General features: G+C 73.3%; 20 protein-coding genes. 10 read left to right on the top strand and 10 right to left on the bottom strand.

Features of this window, described 5'->3' with window-relative positions:
• Positions 1–9 precede the first annotated feature (9 nt).
• The 3 genes from BLW82_RS20200 to BLW82_RS20185 form a co-directional block, all read right to left on the bottom strand.
• Positions 10–900 carry an alpha/beta fold hydrolase gene (locus BLW82_RS20200; protein ID WP_093500417.1) on the bottom strand — a complete coding sequence of 297 codons (891 nt, stop codon included), beginning with the start codon at positions 898–900 and terminating at the stop codon, positions 10–12.
• A gap of 734 nt (positions 901–1,634) precedes the next feature.
• Complete coding sequence (locus BLW82_RS20190; protein WP_093508165.1) at positions 1,635–2,126, bottom strand: TetR-like C-terminal domain-containing protein; 492 nt, start codon at positions 2,124–2,126, stop codon at positions 1,635–1,637.
• A gap of 76 nt (positions 2,127–2,202) precedes the next feature.
• Positions 2,203–3,039 carry an alpha/beta fold hydrolase gene (locus BLW82_RS20185; protein ID WP_093500412.1) on the bottom strand — a complete coding sequence of 279 codons (837 nt, stop codon included), beginning with the start codon at positions 3,037–3,039 and terminating at the stop codon, positions 2,203–2,205.
• Between the two features lie 430 nt (positions 3,040–3,469).
• Here BLW82_RS20185 and BLW82_RS20180 point away from each other — a divergent pair, with 430 nt between their 5' ends.
• Positions 3,470–3,670 carry a hypothetical protein gene (locus BLW82_RS20180; protein ID WP_093500410.1) on the top strand — a complete coding sequence of 67 codons (201 nt, stop codon included), beginning with the start codon at positions 3,470–3,472 and terminating at the stop codon, positions 3,668–3,670.
• Between the two features lie 64 nt (positions 3,671–3,734).
• Positions 3,735–4,154, top strand: coding sequence for an SsgA family sporulation/cell division regulator (locus BLW82_RS20175; RefSeq protein WP_371131362.1), 420 nt, complete (start codon positions 3,735–3,737; stop codon positions 4,152–4,154).
• Positions 4,155–4,179: 25 nt separating this feature from the next.
• Here the strand turns inward: BLW82_RS20175 and BLW82_RS20170 are convergent, their stop codons facing one another.
• Positions 4,180–4,881 (bottom strand): TetR/AcrR family transcriptional regulator, encoded by a 702-nt coding sequence (locus BLW82_RS20170; protein ID WP_093500408.1) that lies wholly within the window; start codon positions 4,879–4,881, stop codon positions 4,180–4,182.
• 457 nt (positions 4,882–5,338) lie between these two features.
• On the opposite strand from BLW82_RS20170, the gene BLW82_RS20165 reads away from it, so the two are divergent.
• The 3 genes from BLW82_RS20165 to BLW82_RS20155 all read left to right on the top strand — a co-directional run bounded on the left by BLW82_RS20165 (position 5,339) and on the right by BLW82_RS20155 (position 8,693).
• Positions 5,339–5,791 (top strand): ATP-binding protein, encoded by a 453-nt coding sequence (locus BLW82_RS20165; protein WP_093500406.1) that lies wholly within the window; start codon positions 5,339–5,341, stop codon positions 5,789–5,791.
• A 128-nt stretch (positions 5,792–5,919) separates the two neighbouring features.
• Positions 5,920–6,720 (top strand): bestrophin-like domain, encoded by an 801-nt coding sequence (locus tag BLW82_RS20160; RefSeq protein WP_093500404.1) that lies wholly within the window; start codon positions 5,920–5,922, stop codon positions 6,718–6,720.
• 110 nt (positions 6,721–6,830) lie between these two features.
• Positions 6,831–8,693: a glycoside hydrolase family 15 protein gene (locus BLW82_RS20155; protein ID WP_093500402.1), complete on the top strand. Its 1,863-nt coding sequence runs from the start codon at positions 6,831–6,833 to the stop codon at positions 8,691–8,693.
• 172 nt (positions 8,694–8,865) lie between these two features.
• Here the strand turns inward: BLW82_RS20155 and vanR-Sc are convergent, their stop codons facing one another.
• Positions 8,866–9,552: a VanSc-type vancomycin resistance response regulator transcription factor VanR gene (vanR-Sc, locus tag BLW82_RS20150; RefSeq protein WP_093500400.1), complete on the bottom strand. Its 687-nt coding sequence runs from the start codon at positions 9,550–9,552 to the stop codon at positions 8,866–8,868.
• 298 nt (positions 9,553–9,850) lie between these two features.
• Between vanR-Sc and BLW82_RS43960 the strand changes: the two genes are divergently transcribed.
• Entirely contained in the window at positions 9,851–10,006 is a 156-nt protein-coding gene (locus BLW82_RS43960; RefSeq protein WP_093500398.1) for a DUF6131 family protein, read from the top strand.
• 28 nt (positions 10,007–10,034) lie between these two features.
• On the opposite strand, the gene BLW82_RS20140 is transcribed toward BLW82_RS43960, so the two are convergent.
• The 3 genes from BLW82_RS20140 to BLW82_RS20130 form a co-directional block, all read right to left on the bottom strand.
• A complete protein-coding gene (locus tag BLW82_RS20140) occupies positions 10,035–10,736 on the bottom strand; it encodes a GAP family protein (protein WP_256215887.1) in 702 nt (233 codons plus the stop codon).
• Between the two features lie 55 nt (positions 10,737–10,791).
• Entirely contained in the window at positions 10,792–11,838 is a 1,047-nt protein-coding gene (locus tag BLW82_RS20135) for an FUSC family protein (protein ID WP_107408561.1), read from the bottom strand.
• A 69-nt stretch (positions 11,839–11,907) separates the two neighbouring features.
• Complete coding sequence (locus BLW82_RS20130) at positions 11,908–12,444, bottom strand: winged helix-turn-helix transcriptional regulator (protein ID WP_093500395.1); 537 nt, start codon at positions 12,442–12,444, stop codon at positions 11,908–11,910.
• Between the two features lie 121 nt (positions 12,445–12,565).
• On the opposite strand from BLW82_RS20130, the gene BLW82_RS20125 reads away from it, so the two are divergent.
• Together BLW82_RS20125 and BLW82_RS20120 are read left to right on the top strand one after the other, a co-directional pair.
• Positions 12,566–12,871 carry a putative quinol monooxygenase gene (locus tag BLW82_RS20125; protein WP_093500393.1) on the top strand — a complete coding sequence of 102 codons (306 nt, stop codon included), beginning with the start codon at positions 12,566–12,568 and terminating at the stop codon, positions 12,869–12,871.
• Between the two features lie 88 nt (positions 12,872–12,959).
• Positions 12,960–13,727, top strand: a complete 768-nt coding sequence (locus BLW82_RS20120) for an SDR family oxidoreductase (RefSeq protein ID WP_093500391.1) — start codon at positions 12,960–12,962, stop codon at positions 13,725–13,727.
• 23 nt (positions 13,728–13,750) lie between these two features.
• On the opposite strand, the gene BLW82_RS45545 is transcribed toward BLW82_RS20120, so the two are convergent.
• A complete protein-coding gene (locus BLW82_RS45545) occupies positions 13,751–13,873 on the bottom strand; it encodes a hypothetical protein (RefSeq protein WP_256215886.1) in 123 nt (40 codons plus the stop codon).
• A gap of 65 nt (positions 13,874–13,938) precedes the next feature.
• Entirely contained in the window at positions 13,939–14,643 is a 705-nt protein-coding gene (locus BLW82_RS20115) for a DUF4232 domain-containing protein (RefSeq protein WP_093500389.1), read from the bottom strand.
• 187 nt (positions 14,644–14,830) lie between these two features.
• Here BLW82_RS20115 and BLW82_RS20110 point away from each other — a divergent pair, with 187 nt between their 5' ends.
• Both BLW82_RS20110 and BLW82_RS20105 read left to right on the top strand, forming a co-directional pair.
• Entirely contained in the window at positions 14,831–16,189 is a 1,359-nt protein-coding gene (locus tag BLW82_RS20110; protein WP_256215885.1) for a helix-turn-helix domain-containing protein, read from the top strand.
• A gap of 120 nt (positions 16,190–16,309) precedes the next feature.
• Entirely contained in the window at positions 16,310–19,060 is a 2,751-nt protein-coding gene (locus BLW82_RS20105; RefSeq protein WP_093500385.1) for a SpoIIE family protein phosphatase, read from the top strand.
• Positions 19,061–19,075 lie beyond the last annotated feature (15 nt).

Here is a 19,075-nt window from a genome sequence, read left to right as displayed (position 1 = left end):
TCCTGGGCGTCAGGCGAGGGCGAGGGCGAGGGCGCGGGCGAGGAAGTCGCGGATGTGTTCGGTGATGACGCCGAGGTGACTCTCCAGGGCGAAGTGGCCGCTGTCGAGGAGGTGGATCTCGGCGTCGGGCAGGTCCTGGCGGAAGGCCTCCGCGCCCGCGGGGCCGAAGATCTCGTCGTTGGCGCCCCAGACCGCCAGCAGCGGGACCTGCGAGTCGCGGAAGTACTGGTGGACCCGCGGGTAGAGGTCCACGTTGGTGGGGTAGTCGCGGAAGAGCCCGAGCTGGATCCCGGCGTTGCCCGGCCGGTCGAGGAGGGCCTGGTCGTGGACCCAGTTGTCGGGGCTGACCAGGCTGGGGTCGGCGACCCCGTTCAGGTACTGCCAGCGGGTGGCCTCGAGCGTCAGGGCCCCGCGCATCGACGCCTCGGTCTCCGGCCCGGGGGACGCTGCGTAGGCGAAGACGCCGTCCCAGAAGGGCTTGACGAAGCCCTCCTCGTAGGCGTTGCCGTTCTGGGTGATGATCGCGGTGACCCGGTCCGGGGCCCGGAGGGCGAGCCGCCAGCCGATGGGCGCGCCGTAGTCCTGCACGTACATCGCGAACCGCTCGACACCCAGTTGCCGGAGCAGGCCGTCGGTGACGTCCGTGAGGGCGTCGAAGGTGTACGGGAAGTCCTCGGGGCTCGGCATGGCGGACTGGCCGAACCCGATGTGGTCGGGGGCGATCACGCGGTAGCGGTCGGCGAGCGCCGGGATCAGGTTGCGGAACATGTGCGAGCTGGTCGGGAAGCCGTGCAGGAGGACGACCACGGGTGCCTCCGGGTCGCCGGCCTCCCGGTAGAAGACCTCCAGGCCGTCGACGGTGGCGGTGCGGTGGTGGACTGCGGGTGCCGCGGGTGCCATCTCCCTAACCCTTCTATCGCGCTTGAGTGGTTATATGCCCAGTCGAGCATGCTCGATATAACCTGTCAAGGCGACTTAAGGGGTTAGGTTGGAGGCTCGGGGGATCGGGGTCACTGCTGTGCCAGGCGGCACGGCGCAGGTCCGGCTCACGGTGTGACGGTGCCGAAGCGCGTACGCCGCCATCCGGACGGCCGGGGCCGACTGCCACCGTCGCCCGTCACCCTCACCCGCACGACCGGAACCACGCCGTACGGGTGAACGGCGACCGGGCCCGGCCCCGTCGACTCGGCGCAGGCCGGGTCTGGCCGCGCGGCCGCACAGTGCGGGCACTTCGGTCAGCGCGTGCGCACCGGCGACGGAGGGCGCCCAGGGTGTCGCCGGCGGTCGTGGTCGTGCCGTTCAGGCTCGTCGTCCCGCTCGCCGGGCCGCCCGTGTCCTCGCACGTGGTGACGGTGAACTCCGGCAGGGAGCGGCGCTCGACCTCCCCAGGTGGTGCGCCGCTCCCTTGCCGACCCGCCCCGACTACCCGCCGGCTCACGCCTCACACCACCCCGCCCGGTGCTGGTCTGTGTGTCGGCCAGTTCCTGTGCGAGCCGAGGGGGTGCGCGCCAGGCGAGGGCGACCACGGTGAGGGTCGGATTGCGGGCCGTGGCGGTCGGGACGACGCCGTTGCCACCGACGTACTGAGCCTGGCGGACGCACGCGAACGCGCGGGCGGTGCGGCCCCGGAGGGCTCACGTGCGCCGTGCGGTGGCGCGCAGGCCCCGGTCGGCGAAGGCGATCAGCCAGTCGAAGCTCTCGTCGATGCCGGAGCTCCACTGAAAGCCGTTGTCCGCCTGCAGCGTCGCGAAGCCGTGGCAGAGCGCGCGGAGCGTGCGCAGGGCGTGGTCCGCGTCGGACTCGGGGATCTCGTAGCCGCTCAGGACGGCCGTGAACGCGCCGAGCAGCCGCTGCCCCGCGACGGCCAGGGGGTCGTCGCGGCCGGCCGGTTCGGTGCCGATCGTCGCGGCGTACCGGCCGGGGTGCGCCAGGACGAAGGCGCGGAAGGCGCGGGCCGCGGCCGCCAGGGCGTCGCGGCCCACGTGCCCCAGGGCCGCTCCGCCGACGGCGTCGGCGGCCTCGCCGAGCGCCCGGGCGGCGATGCGCCGGTTGAGGTCCTGCTGGCCGTCCACGTGCTTGTACAGGGAGGGGGCGCGCACGCCCACCCGGTGGGCCAGCAGGCCCATCGTCAGGTTGGCGAGGCCCACCTCGTCGGCGAGGTCGGCACCGGCCGCGACGACGGCCGCCGGGTCCAGGCCGCTCCTAGGCACGGGCGGCGGCCGACCGGAGGAAGGGGAGCACGTGCGACATCACCTGGTCGGGGAACTGGTCGTGCGGGTAGTGTCCGGCGCCCTCGATCATCTCCAGGCCGCCGAGGCCGGCGGGCAGGGCGTCGACGATCGCCGCGCCCTCGGCGTGCGGGTCGGCCCAGTCGGGGTCGAGGGTGCCCATCACGACCAGCACGGGGCAGCGGACGTTGCCCAGGTGCGCGCCGGCGTCGGCCGGGGTGGTGCGGCCCATGCCCTTCAGGGCCTTCATCCGGCCCGGCTCGCGGAGCATGGCGTCGATCCGGCCCAGCCGCTCGGCCCAGTCGGCCGGCTTCACGCCGGGGTAGGCGACGTCGAGGTACGACCGCCACAGCGGCACGCTGCCGAGCACGCCCGCGCCGATCAGCCGCAGCATGCCCCGCCGGAACCGCCCGACCCGCAGGTCGCCCAGGCGGACCGACTGCTTGCGGGTGAACGGCGCCAGTTCGACGACCGCGGTGACCAGCGAGGGTTCCAGCGCCGCGGCGACGGTGGCGGCACCGCCGGATATCGAGTGGCCGACGAGCACGGCCGGGCCGCCCAGGTGGCGGATCACGGCGAGCAGGTCGCCGGCGATGGCGGTGCGGCTCCAGTCGGGCCAGTCGGCGCTGGACTCGCCGCAGCCGCGCAGATCGACCGCGGCGACCCGGTAGCCCGCCGCCACCAGCCGGGGGACCACGGCGCGGTACGCGGCGCGGCTGTCGCCCATCCCGTGCGCGAGGACGACCAGCGGGCCGGACCCCGCCACCTCGTAAGCGATCGTGCCGCCGTCGACGGCGAGGTACTCGGTCATTGCGTCCTCCAGGAGACCAGAATGGCTAACAGCGTTAGCCTCAAGCTAATGCTGTTAGCCGGTTCTGTCAACGGGCGGTCGCCGCGGCCGGAAGGCCGTGTGCGAGGCGGGTCCGCGTCCGTGCGCACGGCGCCTTCGGCGGCCGCGGTGGTGGCCAACTGATGACCGGCCCGCGGGCGGGGACGCGATCGTGGCGACGGCCGGCGACGCGGCCTTCTCGTGGGGCCCGGACTGACCCGCCCTGACCTCGGATCGGGCGCTTGCGGCGGGCTGTGACGGGCTTCACCGCAAACATGAGGCACCCCTCAAGTACGCTGGGCGAGGTCGAACATGAGGGGCCCCTCCGGATGTCCCCGCGGCTCGGCTACCGGCGGCCCGTCCGGAATCTCCGGAGCGCCGCACAGCACAAGGAAATGGCAAGGGAAAGACCATGAACAGGTGGATCAGGCGCGTCTCGATCGCCGTCGCTGCCACGGCAGTGGCGGGTGGAGCCCTTCTCGGAACCGGCGGCTCGGCGTCGGCGGCGACCACCTCGGCACCCGCGGAGCACGCGCGGCCTTCTGCCGCCGTCACCGTCAGTGCCGACCGCTGGTACCTGGACCAGCTCGACTGGTACCTGCACCAGCGCTGATGCGGCCACAGGCCGGCCCGGCCGGTTCGCCGGGCCGACATCGGCGGGACGCGGGAGTGAGACAGTGAGAGCGGTCAGAATCGTGACGTGCGAGTTCCCCGTGGAGTTCGTCCTGTCACCCGAGATGGCGGTGCCGATGCGCGCGGCACTGCGGTACGAGGCGGACGACCCCTACGCGGTCCGTACCGTCTTCCACCCCCCGGGCCAGGGGTCGGTCGAGTGGTTCTTCGGCCGCGACATGCTCGCCGAGGCGCTGCGCGGGCACACCGGGCGGGGGGACGTGCGCATGTGGCCGAGTGCCGACGCGGGACGCGACGTGGTCTTCGTCGCGCTGCGTGCGCCGGCCGGGTCGGCCCTGCTCCGGTTCCCCGCGCGGGACGTGGAGTCCTTCCTCCGCGAGACGTGGTCCGCGGTGCCGCCGGGGGCGGAATCCGCCCGGCTCGACCTGGACGCGGAGCTGGCGCAGCTGCTGGCCGGGAACTGAACTCACCCGGGGCGGCTGCGCCTTCTCATGCCTCCTCGTGGCACTCGTGGCATTCCGCTTCGGGGCACTCCAGCGTGGTGAGGGTCTGGTCGACCTGCCGCGGGGTCAGCGGCGGCTCCGGCAGCTCATGGGCGCACTGGGCGCGGAACGCGTCGAGCATCAGGTGCAGGTGGCGCCGCCAGGCGTTGGGGGCGACGGCGCGCGTGGCCTGGATGATCCCGGCCTGGGACCAGATCACGAAAGCCAGGTCCTCCGGGGTGACGTCGTCGCGGAGGACGCCCTGCTCCTGGGCGGCGTGGAAGACCTGGGCGCCCCGCTCCTGCGCGCGCTCGAACATTCCCCTGCCGAGCGCGTGGACCGGCAGCCGGGCCGAGACCAGGTCGTTGAACGCGCGGTCACAGGCCTGCAGCTCGCAGAGCCGCTCCAGGTAGTGGCAGAACGCTTCCCAGGCGTCGTCCATGGCCGCGGCCTCCTCGGCCGCGGCCAGCAGATCGGTGAACTTCGCGGTGAAGAGCTCCTCGACCAGGTCGAGCCTGCGGGGGAAGTGCCGGTAGACCGTCCCGATCGCGACGCCCGCCTCGCGGGCGACACCCTCCAGGGACGCGTCCAGCCCCTGCTCGGCGAAGGCCTTGCGGGCGGCGGCCACGATCGCGTCCCGGTTGCGCTGCGCGTCGCGGCGCAGCGGCTTGGCCGGCTCCTTCGGCGCGGGCAGGACGTGCGGGCTCATGCCTCCAGGCTAACATGAGGGCCCCCTCGAATTCGGGCTGTGACCCTGTTCACGGCATGGCCGCGTCATGCGCCGTCGTCGGGGAGCATCCGGTCGCGTAGTGGGGTGCCGGGTCGAGGGCGCGCCGCCTGCACTCGTCGAGGTCGTCCCGGCGCGCCTGCGGGCGCGGTCGCCGGCGAGCGCCTCGGCGGCGTCGCGGTGGTCCACGTAGGTCATCCGCGTGTCGGCCGGGCAGGGCATGGCGCTGAGCGCTCCCCCGGCGGGGCCGCGTCGCACAAGAGGCAGTGGTGGTGGCGGGCCTTCCCGGAATCGAACCGGGAAGGTCCTTACCGGTTGTGCCGGTATCGCGGCGCTTTGCCGGATCGCCTCATGAACGCGGAACCGGCGGGTAAGCGAATCCGCAGAACGGCGAGAGCGCCTGTGACGAGACGACAAGGACGCCGACGGAAAGAGCTCTATGGTCACCCCGCTGAAGAATCGGGCCTCGGACGAACAGGAACCCGGGGCGCCCCTGCGACACCGCCTCACCTGGGACACCGCGGACAGCCCGATCGCCGACGCCCGGGTCGCCGTACGCGCCCTGCTGGCCCGGGCCGGGCACCATCCGGACCGCCTGCCGAGCCAGGACGCCCAGCTCGTCGTCAGTGAGCTGGTCACCAACGCGGTGCGCCACGCACCCGGACCGGGCGGTCTGGCCCTGGAGGTGTCGCCCGACGCCGGCCTGCTGCGCATCGCCGTGAGCGACGGTTCGCGCCGGCCGCCCGTCCTGCCCGCCCGCGACCCCGCCCGCGTCGGCGGCCACGGCCTGCACCTGGTCACCCGGCTGTGCGAAGGGCTGATCACGCTGGAACAGGAGACCGGCAAGCTGGTCGTCGCCCACCTGCGGTTGCGCGACCCCACCGCCCGCTAGGCGCGGGCACGCAGGTTCCGTACCGCACCGGCCCGCTCACTCGGTGGTGTGAACCTCTCCCGGTGTGGGCTCAGTTGCCCGCACAGCCACGGTTTCGGGGTGTTGTGCCCGCCCTGGACTCCGGGCCCATGTCCCTCTGGCTGCTCAATCATTTCAGCACCTTCACGTTGGCCGTCGTGACCGTCGGCGGCACCGTTGCGCTGGCCGTCGCCGGCAGTGTGCTGCTGCGGCGCAGGTATCCGTCGCTGGCCGGCGGGGAGCACAACGACATGGTCGGTGTGACGCTCGGGATGTTCGGCGCCATCTACGGGATCATCCTCGCGTTCGTGATCGTCACGCTGTGGACGCAGCTGGAGGACACCCAGACCATCGTCGCCGCCGAGGCCACCGACGCGGCGCTCATCACCCGGGACGCTGCCGCGTTCCCGGCGGTGGTGCGGGACCGCCTCGACTCGGCGATGAGCGGCTACGTCCACGCGGTCGTCGAGGACCAGTGGCCGCGGATGCGCGCGGGACACCCCAGCTACGGGGCCACGGAGACCCATCTCCAGGCCGCCTTCCAGGTGTTGCAGACGTACGACCCGAAAGGCGAGCAGGAGCAGGTCTTCTACGAGCAGACCGTCGGCCATCTCGACGACGTCGCCTCCCAGCGGCGCGCCCGCATCACCATGGCCCGCCAGGAACTTCCCCCGCTGCTCCAGGCCCTGGCCGTCGGGGGCGCACTGGTCCTGGTCCCGCTCACGTTCCTGTTCGGCATGCGCAAACTGAGGGTCCAGATCCTCTTCGTCGCCTCGGTCGCCGGGCTCGTCGGCTTCAGCCTGCTCCTCGTCTTCGTCCTGGACCGCCCCTTCTCCGGCGACCTCAGTGTCAGCCCGGCCCCGTACCGCGAAGGGGCCCTCGCCCGGTACTGGCAGCCGGCGCAGCGCTGACCCGGCCGGTGACGTTCGAGGTCAGCGCCCGACGAGCCGGAGCGGGGGCCGCGGCATAGGCTGACCCGGGGGGGCGTTCGGGTGACTCGCACACCGGAAGGGGCGCCCCGATGGACGATTACCCGCTGATCGAGAACCACGGGCTGATCGGCGACCTGCAGACCGCGGCGCTGGTCACCACCGACGGGGCCGTCGACTGGTTCTGCTCCCCGCGGTTCGACTCGCCGAGTCTGTTCGGGGCCCTGCTGGACAAGGACAAGGGCGGCCACTGCACGGTCCGGCCGGCGCACCCGACCTGCTCGACCAAGCAGTTGTACCTGCCCGACACGGCGATCCTGGTCACCCGGTTCATGACCGAGGCGGGCGCCGGTGAGGTGGTCGACTTCATGCCCGTGACCGGTACGACGGCCACGGACCGGCACCGGCTGGTGCGCCTGGTCCGCTGTGTGCGCGGCACCATGACCTTCGACGTGGAGATCGCCCCGCGGTTCGACTACGGGCTCATGAAGCACCAGTTGCACATCACCCCGCACGGAGCCGTCTTCGCCGCGGAGGACGGCACGGAACTCACCGTGCACCCCGTCCGGGAGCCCGAGGACCAGCGGCTCGCGGACGTCATGACGGGCCAGGACGCCGACCTGCGGGTCTCGCTCACCCTGGCCGCCGGTGAGCAGCGCGGACTGATGCTGGAGACGGGTGCCGAGGGGCCGCCCAGGGAGATCCGGCGGGCCGAACACGAGCGGCTCTTCGACGAGACGGCGGTGTTCTGGCGGACCTGGCTGGCGCGGTCCACCTACACCGGGCGCTGGCGGGAGGTGGTGGAGCGGTCCGCGATCACGCTGAAGCTCATGACCTTCGCCCCGAGCGGCGCGCTGGTGGCCGCTCCCACGGCGGCGCTCCCGGAGCAACTGGGCGGCGAGCGCAACTGGGACTACCGCTTCACCTGGATCCGGGACGCCTCCTTCTCCGTGTACGCCCTGCTGGGACTGGGTTTCACGGAGGAGGCCAGGGCGTTCATCATGTGGCTGGGCGACCGGGTCAGGGAGGGGGCGGGCGCGCACCGGACCACGGGCCCGCTCGACATCATGTACAGGGTCGACGGCTCCTCCGACCTGGACGAACGGATCCTCGACCACTGGGCGGGCTACGCCGGTTCCGCGCCGGTCCGGGTCGGCAACGGCGCCGCCGACCAGCTCCAGCTGGACATCTACGGCGAGGCCCTGGACAGCATCTACTTCGCGCACCGGCACGGCTTCACGCTCGGGCACGCGGGCTGGACCTCGCTGCGGACGGACCTGGACTGGCTGGCCGACCACTGGGACCAGGCGGAGGAGGGCATCTGGGAGACCCGCGGCGGCCGCCAGGACTTCACGTACGGCCGGGTGATGTCGTGGGTGGCGTTCGACAGGGCGCTGCGCCTCGCCGAGTCGAAGGGGTGGCCGTCGGCGGCCGACCGCTGGAAGGCCGAACGGGACGCCGTCTACGAACAGGTCATGGCGAAGGGCTGGAGCGAGGACCGGCAGGCCTTCGTCCAGCACTACGGCAGCGAGGTCCTGGACTCCTCGCTGCTGCGCATGGCGACGGTCGGGTTCCTCACCCCCGGGGACCCGATGTGGTCGACCACCCTGGACGCCATGGAGGACGAACTGGTCAGCGACAGCCTGGTCTACCGGTACGACCCCGACGCCTCGCCGGACGGCCTGCGCGGCTCGGAGGGCACCTTCTCGCTGTGCACGTTCATGTACGTCGACGCCCTGGCGCGGGCGGGCCGGACCGACCGGGCGCGGCTGGTGTTCGAGAAGATGATGGGGTACGCCAACCATCTGGGCCTGTACAGCGAGGAGATCGACCCGACGGGACGTCAGCTGGGCAACTTCCCACAGGCGTTCACCCACCTCGCCCTCATCGACTCGGCCCTCACCCTCGACCGGGCGCTCGACAGCCGGCGGTCGGGGCCCGTCCGGCAGGGGTAGCTCCGCCGGACGCGCCGCCACGTGCCGTCTGCCGTCCGCGACGCCGTTGCGGCTGGTCGCGCCCGCGTGGCGGAGCCGCGGGCCCGCACCCCTTCGGGGCGCTGTGCGGACGGCAGGGTCAGCACGTGCGCGCTGTGAACCGTCCGCGCGCCCGCCCCGCGAACCGCCCCGCTCACCTTCCCTGGCGTCCGGGTCCCGGCTGTGTGTCGATGCGGTACCCGGCGCCGGGGACGGTGGCGATGATCCAGGGCTCGCCGAGGCGCTTGCGCAGGGCCGAGACGGTGATGCGTACGGCGTTGGTGAACGGGTCGGCGTTCGCGTCCCAGGCGCGTTCCAGGAGCTCCTCGGCGCTGACGACGCCGCCCTCGGCGCCGACGAGGACTTCGAGCACGGCGAACTGCTTGCGGGTCAGCGCGACGTACTGGCCGTCCCGGTAGACCTCCCGGCGGAACGGGTCGAGGCGCAGCCCGGCGATCTCCCGTACGGGGGGCCTGCTGTGGGCGCGCCTGCGGTCCAGGGCCCGGAGCCGGAGCGCGAGTTCCTGGAGTGCGAAGGGTTTCGTGAGGTAGTCGTCGGCGCCGAGTTCGAAGCCGGACGCCTTGTCGTCGAGGCGGTCGGCCGCGGTGAGCATGAGGATCGGCATCCCGCTGCCGGAGGCGACGATGCGCCGGGCGATCTCGTCTCCCGACGGTCCGGGGACGTCGCGGTCGAGCACGGCGATGTCGTAGCTGTTGACGCTCAGCAGTTCCAGCGCGGTGGCGCCGTCCCCCGCGATGTCCGCGGCGATCGCCTCCAGGCGCAGGCCGTCACGGATGGCCTCTGCCAGATAGGGCTCGTCCTCGACGATCAGCACACGCATGCCGTCGAGGCTAGGGGCCCGCACCTATGGCCGGCGTATCGAAATCCTTGTACGCGGCGGCAACACCGTGCCGCCTCGGCCGGCGGCACGCTCAAGGAGGACGGGGAGAGGACGGGAAGACGACGGGGAGAGGACGGGGAGCCGGTCCTCGACGAGGTCGACACGCTGCCCGGCCCGACTCGTACAGCACCTCTTTCGATTTCCCCGTCACCTGGTCGAACGGCTGCGGTGTGACCGCGCCGCTCCGGGGAACCCGGAAATCCGACAGAGGTCGTGGAACGCGCTAGGAGGTACGGTCATGATCGCACTCGGTGTCATCCTGCTCATCGTCGGATTCCTCACGGGCATATCCATCCTGTGGACGCTGGGCATCATCCTGCTCGTCGTCGGGGCCGTCTTCTGGATCTTGGGATCCACGGGACACGCGGTCGCCGGTCGACGTCACTATTGGTGACCGTTGGCGGGCTCCGCCACCGGGTCGGTCAGGAGGTCAGGACGGAGACGCCGTCTCCGAGCAGCTTCAGCCCGAGGACGAAGAAGAGGACCGCCATCACGGCGACGTTGTGCTGAGCCGCCCAGTCCTTCCAGTCGCCGAGCGTGGTCCTGGCGCGTTCGCCCCCGAGCAGGAAAATACCCAGTGGGGCCAGCAGACCGAGGGTGGCGACCACCACGAAGGCCGCCAGGGCCCCGATCTGCTGGCCCACCGGCAGTCCGGCGGAGCCGATGGCGGCCCCGGCGGCGATGGTCAGCGGGGCGTTCTTCGCGTTGAGCGCGGCCAGGCCCACCCCCAGCGCGAAGATCTTGGCCGGGGTGAGGCGGTCGATGGCGCTCATCCACTTCGGCAGCCGCGCCTCCGAGGGATCGCGTGGGCGCCGGTGCCACAGCCGGGCGCCGAAGGCCAGGAGGAACAGGCCCAGGGCGAGCTTGAGGGCTCCCACCCAGGTGGCCGGGTGCTTGTGGGCGGAGGCGCCGGCGGGGGAGGCGATCGCCAGCATCACCGCGCCCAGCACCGCGAGCCCCAGGACCCAGCCGACGGTGAACAGCACGCCGTTGCGGCGCCCCCGGGGTGTGGCGAGGATCAGGATCACCGCGATGACCGGGAGCGGGCTGACCGCGACGGCGGCCGCGAAACCCAGCACGTCCCCGAGAACCGCACCGATGGTCGCCTCCCGCGTACCCGGCACACCCCAGCGTCTCCATCCTCGTGCGCCCGGCCGGATCTGTCCTCGGCAGGATCTTTCACGGCGGCCGGCTCCGGGCTCGCTCGGGGCGGGAGCCGTCGCAGAGGTCCAGGATCCGGGTGAACGGCCTGCGCAGGACCACGGCCTGCGGTTCCCTGTCGCTCTCGGCGTACCGGGCCAGGGCGGTGCGGGCGGCTTCCGTGTCGGCGCCCGGATCCCGCCCCGCGAGGACCGCCTCCAGGGCGTGCCCGGTGGCCTCGGCGACCGGGAGCAGTGCGGTCCGCGCCCGGGAGAGCACCGGGGACGGGCCGTCGCGCACGCTGAAGAACTCCGCCTCGGCGGCCAGGGAGAGGAGCTGCGGCACCGCCCGGACGGCCAGGTCGATCCGGCCGCCCAGTTCGGTCACCTCGGCGCGGTGGCGGCGGCGCAGCGGATTGAACCGCAGGGCCTTCTCCGCCTCCCGCGCCTGTGTCCCGTAGCCGCGCAGCCGGTCCGCCGCCGCCTGCGCCGCCGTCCGGTTGGCGCGTGCCGCGTCCGGGGACCCGATCACGTCCGTGGTGCGCACGAGACCCTCCGTGAGACCGTCCGCGCACCCGCGGGCCAGCGCCGCCGCCTCCCTGCGGGGGTTGCGCGGCCAGAGCAGCGGGGCGAGGACGGCGGTGACGGCGCCCCCGAGCGCGTTCTCCCACAGCCGGGCGAAGCCGTACGACTCCGGCGACGGGTTGGCGAAGACCAGCAGTGAGGTCACCGCGACCTGCACGTTCAGGGCCGTCCCCGAACTGATGACCGTCCCGCACAGCAGGGCCAGCCCGATCACGACGGCGAGGACGAGTGTGCTCGGCCGGAAGAGGCTGACCACGGTGACGCCCAGGGCCACGCCCGCCAGCACGCCGAGGATCCGCAGCAGCAGCGCCGCCAGGGAGGTGGCCGAGTCACCGCGCAGGCACAGCAGCGGGACGATGGCCGCGAAGACCGGCGGCTGGTCGGCACCGGCCCACAGCGCCGTCTGCCAGCAGAGCACCGCGATCACCAGGATCCGGGCCGCCGACGGCCCCTGCACCCGGAGCCTGCGGCCCACCCGCGCCGCCGGGGAAACGCCCGTCACCCGCCCACTTTAGGCACACAGCACGCTCTGTCGCGCTGTGATGACCTCTGGTGGCGCCGGCCGGCCGGGTCAGTCGCGTGCGGGGGCCGGTGTGATCGGCTGCAGGAGCCGCCTCGGGGTGTTGATCGCGGCGGAGACGGGGTCCGCGACGACACCCGACGGCCGGTGGCCGGGGCCGGGTTCGCTGCGGATCTCGGGGACCGGGACGGCCACACCGCAGGTCCGGCAGCGCCCCTCGGGGTCGAGGAGCCCGCCGTCCAGGTCGTGCCGGAGGAGGCGCTTGACCCCGTTCGGGGAGTAGAAGGCCTCGCCCCAGTTCATCAGGGCGCGCACCGCCGGCCACAGCGCGACACCCTTGTCCGTCAGCCGGTACTCGACGCCGCCGGCCCCGTCGCTCTCGCGGCTGAGCACGCCCTCCTGCACCAGCGACTTCAGCCGGCTGGTCAGGACGGCCCGCGGGATCCCGAGCTGGGTGGCGAAGTCGCCGAACCTGCGGACCCCGTAGAACGCGTCCCGGACGATCATGAGCGTCCAGCGCTCTCCGACGACCTCCAGCGTGCGGGCGAGGGGGCAGTTCCCGTCCGCATAGGTGTTGGGAAGGGTCATGGCCGCAATGCTACCAGCGGCGGTTCACTCACTGAACTGTCGATGCTACGGTGGTCACCAGGAGCAGTTCAGTCATTGAACTGGCCGGCCCGGGGTGGGCCGGCCGTGAGGAGAGCGCCGCATGTACCAGTTCCTCGTTTCCTTCACCGTCCGGCCGGACCGCCGCGACGACTTCGTCCGGGCGGCCCACAGGACCGCTCGCGACTCCCTCGCGAACGAGCCCGGCTCCCACCGCTTCGAGGTCATCGCGGACGAGGAGGATCCGGACGTCTTCTACCTGAACGAGGTCTACGCGGACCTCGACGCCTTTCAGGCGCACGCGGCCGGCCCGTACTTCGCCGCGTTCTTCGCCGAGGCCGCCGGGTACGCCGAGGGCCCGACGTGGCTGATGAGGGGCAACCTCGTCGGCGACAGGGCTGCCGCCTGAGTCGCCGCCGACGAAGCCCCCGTCCGTAAAGCGCTGCCCGCGAAGCCGCCGTCCACCACAGATCCGTTCACGAAAAACGAGGTGCACCATGTCGTCCGTGCTCATCACCGGTGCGTCCAGAGGCATCGGCCGGGCCGTCGCCGTCGAACTGGCGGGCCGGGGCCATCGGGTGATCGCCACCGCCCGCCGGCCGGAGACCCTGGCCGACCTCCCCGTCGACCTGCGCCTGCGCCTCGACGTCACCGACCAGGACAGCGTCGACCGGGCCGTCCGGGCCGCCGGTGACATCGACGTCCTGGTCAGCAACGCCGGGGAGACCATCCGCGCGCCCCTGGAGAGCGTCCCGCTCGCCGAGGTGGAACGGCTCTTCCGGCTCAACACCCTGGGCGCGCTGCGGGTGGCCCAGGCCGTGCTGCCCGCCATGCGGGAGCGGGGAGCGGGCCGTCTCGTCTTCCTCTCCAGCATCCAGGGGCGCCTGGTGCTGCCGCTGATCGGCCCCTACGGGGCGAGCAAATGGGCGCTGGAGGCGCTCGCCGAGACGCTCGCCGTCGAGACCCGCCCCTTCGGTGTCCGGGTGAGCCTCGTGCAGCCCGGCCCGGTCTCCTCGGGCGGCGCCGAGCGCGCCAGGGTGTTCCTCGGGGAGCACGATCCCTACGCCCCGCTCGCCGAGGCCCTGCCCGCGCTCCGCGGCGAGGTCGTCACCCCGGAGCTGGTGGCCGCCACGGTGGCCGACACGGTCGAACACCCCGAGCCCCCGCTGCGGGTGCCGGCCGGCGCACCCGCCGAGCAGGTCCTGCGGGCCCGCAAGGAGGCACCCGAGGACGAGCCCTTCCTGGCGGCCCGGATCGGCTGGTAGGCGGCTTCCGCGCGCCGTCCCCGCTACCCGCGGCGGCGGACCGCCGCGGCCTGGGGCAGGGTGCCGGTGCCGCCCAGGACGACGACCTGGAAGGCGGCGCGGAGATAGGCGGTCACGAAGCGGGAGATCCTGCGGATGCGGTGCATGGCGGGTCACCTTCCTGCCGGGAGGGGCGGTCCGAGGGCCGGGGTTGCGGACGAGGGCTGAGGCGTCACCAGTTGACGGCGTCGTCCATCGACTGCTGCCAGTACGTGACCTTGAGCGAGTCGTCGACGTAGACGCCCTTCGCGGGCAGCGGCGGGTGGGCGCCCGTGCCGACGCTCTCGTTGCCGGAGCGGCCGTGGAAGTAGACGTACAGGGAGTTCACGGTCCGGCCGTGGGCGCCGCTGCCGTCGGTGGCGGACAGGTTCACCGAGGCGTACCCGGACTCACCCGGCGCGAGCGTGACGACGGCCTGCGGCTTCGAGTCCTCGATCACCGGCGGGACGGACTGGGCCTCGCCGAAGCGGACGGCCGGGTAGGCGTAGAGGTAGCAGGTCCTGCTGCCGGTGTTGGTCACCGTGAGGAGCATGTGGTTCACGGGGCGGTTCAGCGGAGCCGCGACCGTCTTGGTGGTGGACCCCTCGCAGGTGACCGGCTTGGCGGCCGGGGCGGGCGTCCTCGACGCGGCGGTGCCCCCGGCGGACTTCTGCGACCCGGAGGTGGCCCTGGCCGCGGGGGCGGAGGTGGCGGCGGAGGCGCCTGCGGCGGCGGACGGCGTGGGGGAGGAGGCGTGCGCGGTCGTCGGGGTGGCGGCCGCGACGCTCTCGGCGTGCACGCCCGTGCCGTCGCTGCACGCCGTCAGCGACAGCGCGGCGAGGACGACGGTGGTGGCGGCGCCGGCGAGACGGATGCGGGAGGTGCGGAGGCTGGACATGTGGACGTGCCCCTTCGGTGTTCGGGTGGCGGTGGTGGTTGGATGACCGAAGCCTGCGAGGCGATCCGTCCCAACCGCCAGGCACGGCGGGCAGTTGGGGACACTGGAACGCGGAAATGGGCTCCGACCAGGGCGAACACCGCGAGCCTGGAACGCCGGACTGGGACGCGAGGGGATGGGGGAACGGGTGTCAGGGGCGACAGGGGCCGACGCGACGGAGGCGTTCGCGCTGCTGCTGCGGGAACTCAAGGACCGTTCCGGGCTCAGTTACGGAGTGCTGGCCAAGCGGCTGCACATGAGCACGTCGACGCTGCACCGGTACTGCAACGGCACGGCGGTGCCCGTCGAGTACGCGCCGGTGGAGCGCCTCGCACGGGTCTGCCGGGCGACGCCCGAGGAGCTGGTGGAGCTGCACCGGCGCTGGATCCTGGCGGACGCGGCACGCGGGAGCAGGGCGGACCAGGCCACGGCGGCGGCCCCGCCGCGCAAGGGCGATGCCGACGCGTCGTCCGGACCCGGCGGTGCCGGTGCGCCGGTGGGCACCGGCTCCGGCGCGCCACCCGGCGCCGACGACAGCGGCGAGCCGGTCGTCGTCGACCTGCCGCAGGGGCCCGTGGCGCCGCGCCGGCGCCGGACCGCGCTGATCGCCTCCGTCGCGGCGGCCGCCGTGCTGGGGGCGGTCGTGTTCGCCGTGCATCCGTCGTTCGGTGGCGGGCGCGGCGGCACGGGCGGCGAGCAGGCGGCCGGGAACGCGGCCGCGGTCACCGGCACGCCGCGGACCGGGAAGACCTCCCTGTCCCCGTCCCCGAGCGGGACCGGACGCAAGCCCTCCGCCTCGTCCTCCGCCACCCCCACCGAGTCCGCGGGGACCGGGACCGGCGGCCAGTCGGACGACGGCAAGCAGAGCGGCGGGGCCCAGGGCGCCGACGGCGGCACCACCGGCACCGCCGTGCCGCTCACCGTCAACACGCGTCCGTACGTCTACGACGACCCGTGCAGCCAGCACTTCCTCGTCGACAGCGAGCCCGCGCAGGTCGGCCCTCCGGCGAGCGAGCAGGACGCCCGGCGCTGGGCCGCGGCGTACGGGGCGGTGTCCTCGGGCGAACAGGAGGTCGCCCTCACCGTCCAGGGCACCGGCGCGCAGACCGTCGTCCTGGAGGCGCTGCACGTGCGCGTGCTGAGCAGGGGCGCTCCGCTCGCCTGGAACGACTACTCGATGGGCGTCGGCTGCGGCGGTGGCGTCGGGACCAAGTCGTTCGACATCGACCTCGACAACGGCAGCCCGACGGTCACCGCCAAGAACGGCCAGCGCGACTTCCCGTACAAGGTCAGCGAGTCCGACCCGGAGGTCTTCTACGTCTTCGCCCGCACCAAGGCCCACGACGTCCGCTGGGACCTGACCCTGGACTGGTCCAGCGGCGGCCGCCGCGGCACCGTCCACCTCGACGACGCCGGCACCGCCTTCCGCACCAGCGGCGACGTCGGCCGCCCGGGCTACGACTACCCGCTGGGCGGCAGCGAGTGGATCCCGCGGGAAGGGGGCTGACGGCGCTCGGCGCCGTGTGCTCACGTGTCGTAGGCGCCCGCGCGCGGAGCGCGCCGGTGCCGGGAACGGATGCGGTCCGGGGGTGATGGACGCACACCTGCGTGGTGTTATATGAGCCGTATGCACCATATGCTCCGGCAGGTGCGGTCCTGGTACGGGATACGCGGCGTTGCCGGTCAGATGTTCCTCATGCAGGTCGGGGTCGTCCTGGTTCTGGCGGCGACGGCGGTCGCCGCCCTCCTGCTGCAGTCACAGACCGACGCCGAGCGGGACGCACGGAACCACACCCAGGCCGTGGCCGCCTCCGTCGCCGCGGACCCCACCGTGCGGCAGGCGCTGGCAGGGGGCCGTCCGACCGCCGCCCTGCGGCAACTGGCCGAGGAGACCCGCCGGCACGCGCGGGTGGACTTCGTCGTCGTGATGAGCCCCGCGGGCATCCGCTACACCCATCCGAACCCCGCCGAGATCGGCCGCCGCTACATCGGCAGCATCGGGGCGGCGCAGCACGGCGGCACCGTCACCGAGACGACGAGCGGGACGCTCGGCCCCTCCGTCCGGACCGTCGTCCCGGTGACCGCCGCCGACGGAAAGGTCGTCGGGCTGGTCTCGGCGGGCATCACCCTCCACCGGGTGAGCCTGGCGGCGGCCCGGCAGATGCCGCTCGTCCTGGCCGGCACGGGGCTGGCGGTCGTCGCCGCCACCACCGGCACGGCACTCATCGGCCGGCGCCTGTGCCGCCAGACGCGCGGTCTGGGGCCGGTGCAGATCACGCGCCTGTACGAGCATCACGACGCCGTTCTGCACTCGGTGCGCGAGGGCGTCCTGATCGTCGACCGGCAACGCAGGCTGCTCCTGGCCAACGACGAGGCGCGGCGCCTGCTGGGCCTGCCGGCCGACGTGGACGGCCGGCCCGTCACCGACCTGGGGATCGCCCCCAGGGCCGCGGAACTCCTCGCGTCCGGCAGGGCGGCCACGGACGAGGTGGTCGAGGTGGGCGACCGGCTGCTGGCCGTCAGCCAGCGCCCCACGGACGGGCCGCCCGGACCGGGCGGCTGGGTCGCCACGCTGCGCGACACCACCGAACTCGCCGCGCTGACGGGCCGGATCGAGGTGGTCCAGGAACGGCTCGCGCTGCTGTACGACGCCGGACTGCGCATCGGCACCACCCTCGACGTGACGCGCACCGCCGAGGAACTGGCGGAGTTCGCCGTGCCTGGATTCGCCGACTACGTCACCGTCGACCTGGCCGACACCGTGCTGAGCGGCGAGGAAGCGGACCAGGCGGGCGTGGCGGAGCTGCGCCGGGTCGTCCTGCACGGCATCCGGCCGGGCGTGCCGCTCCACCCGCCCGGCGCCCTCATCCACTTCGACCCCTTCACCCCGCAGGGCGAGGGCTTCGGTTCCGGGCGGATGGTGCTGGAGTCCGACATGGCGGCCTTCTCCGGCTGGCAGGCCCAGGACCCCGACGGGGCCCGCCGGCTGGTGGCCTACGGCATCCACTCGATGATCTCCGCCCCGCTGCGGGCCCGCGGCGTGATCCTCGGCGTGGCGACCTTCTGGCGTTCCAAGGAGCCGACGCCCTTCACCGACGAGGACCTCTCGCTGGCGGAGGAGCTGGTCGCCCGCGCGGCCACCAGCATCGACAACGCGCGCCGCTTCACCCGGGAGCGCGCCATGGCGGTCACGCTGCAGCGCAGCCTCCTGCCGCACACCCTGCCGGAGCAGAACGCGGTCGACGCGGCGTACCGCTACCTGCCGGCGGGGGACGGGCACGGCGGCGTGGGAGGCGACTGGTTCGACGTGATCCCGCTGCCCGGGGCGCGCGTCGCCCTCGTGGTCGGGGACGTCGTGGGACACGGACTGCACGCCGCCGCCACCATGGGCCAGCTGCGCACCGCCGTGCACAACCTCTCCACGCTCGACCTGCCGCCCGACGAGCTCCTCTGGCATCTCGACGAGTTGGTCAGCCGCATCGACCAGGACCGGGACGGCGGCGGCAACCGCACCCTCACGGGCGCCACCTGCCTGTACGCGATCTACGACCCGGTCTCCCGGGTGTGCACCATGGCCAGGGCGGGGCACCTGGAACCGGTCGTCGTGCTCCCGGACGGCGACGCCCGCCTGCCCGGCGTGCCGGCCGGGCCGCCCCTGGGGCTGGGCGGTATGCCGTACGAGGCGAGCGAGGTGCTGCTGCCCGAGGGCAGCGGCGTCGTCCTCTACACCGACGGCCTCATCGAGGACCGGCGCGAGGACATCGACGAGGGCATCGAGCGCCTGCGGCTGGCACTCGCGGTGCCGGGACGCACGCCCGACCAGATGTGCCGGGCGGCCCTGGACGCCATGCTGCCCGGGGCGTCCCGGGACGACGTGGCCCTGCTCGTCGCCCGCACCCGGGCGCTGGACGACCGGCACACCGCGTACTGGACCGTGCCGTCCGACCCCGCGGCCGTCGCCGGGGTCCGGGCCGCGGCCACCGAGCTGCTGCGGGACTGGGGCCTGAAGGAGGAGGCGTTCACCCTGGAGCTGATCCTGAGCGAGCTGGTCACCAACGCCATCCGGCACGCGACGGGCCCCGTCGGGGTACGGCTGATCCACGACCGCTGCCTCATCTGCGAGGTCTCCGACGGCAGCAGCGTCTCCCCGCACCTGCGCCGGGCCACCACCATGGACGAGGGCGGCCGCGGCCTCTTCCTGGTGGCCCAGTTCGCCGACCGCTGGGGGACGCGCTACACCCCCGCCGGAAAGGTCATCTGGACCGAGCAGTGGCTCGGCCCGGAGCCGGCCGCCGACCTTGTCCCGGCCGAGCTGCGGCACCCCGTCGGGGGCGCGGGGAACCGCGCGGCCGGCCACGACGGCGGCGCGGACGTCTGACCGCGCGTCGCGGCG

The organism is Streptomyces sp. Ag109_O5-10 (assembly GCF_900105755.1).
GTDB lineage: Bacteria > Actinomycetota > Actinomycetes > Streptomycetales > Streptomycetaceae > Streptomyces.
This window is presented reverse-complemented; position numbering and strand designations above follow the sequence as displayed.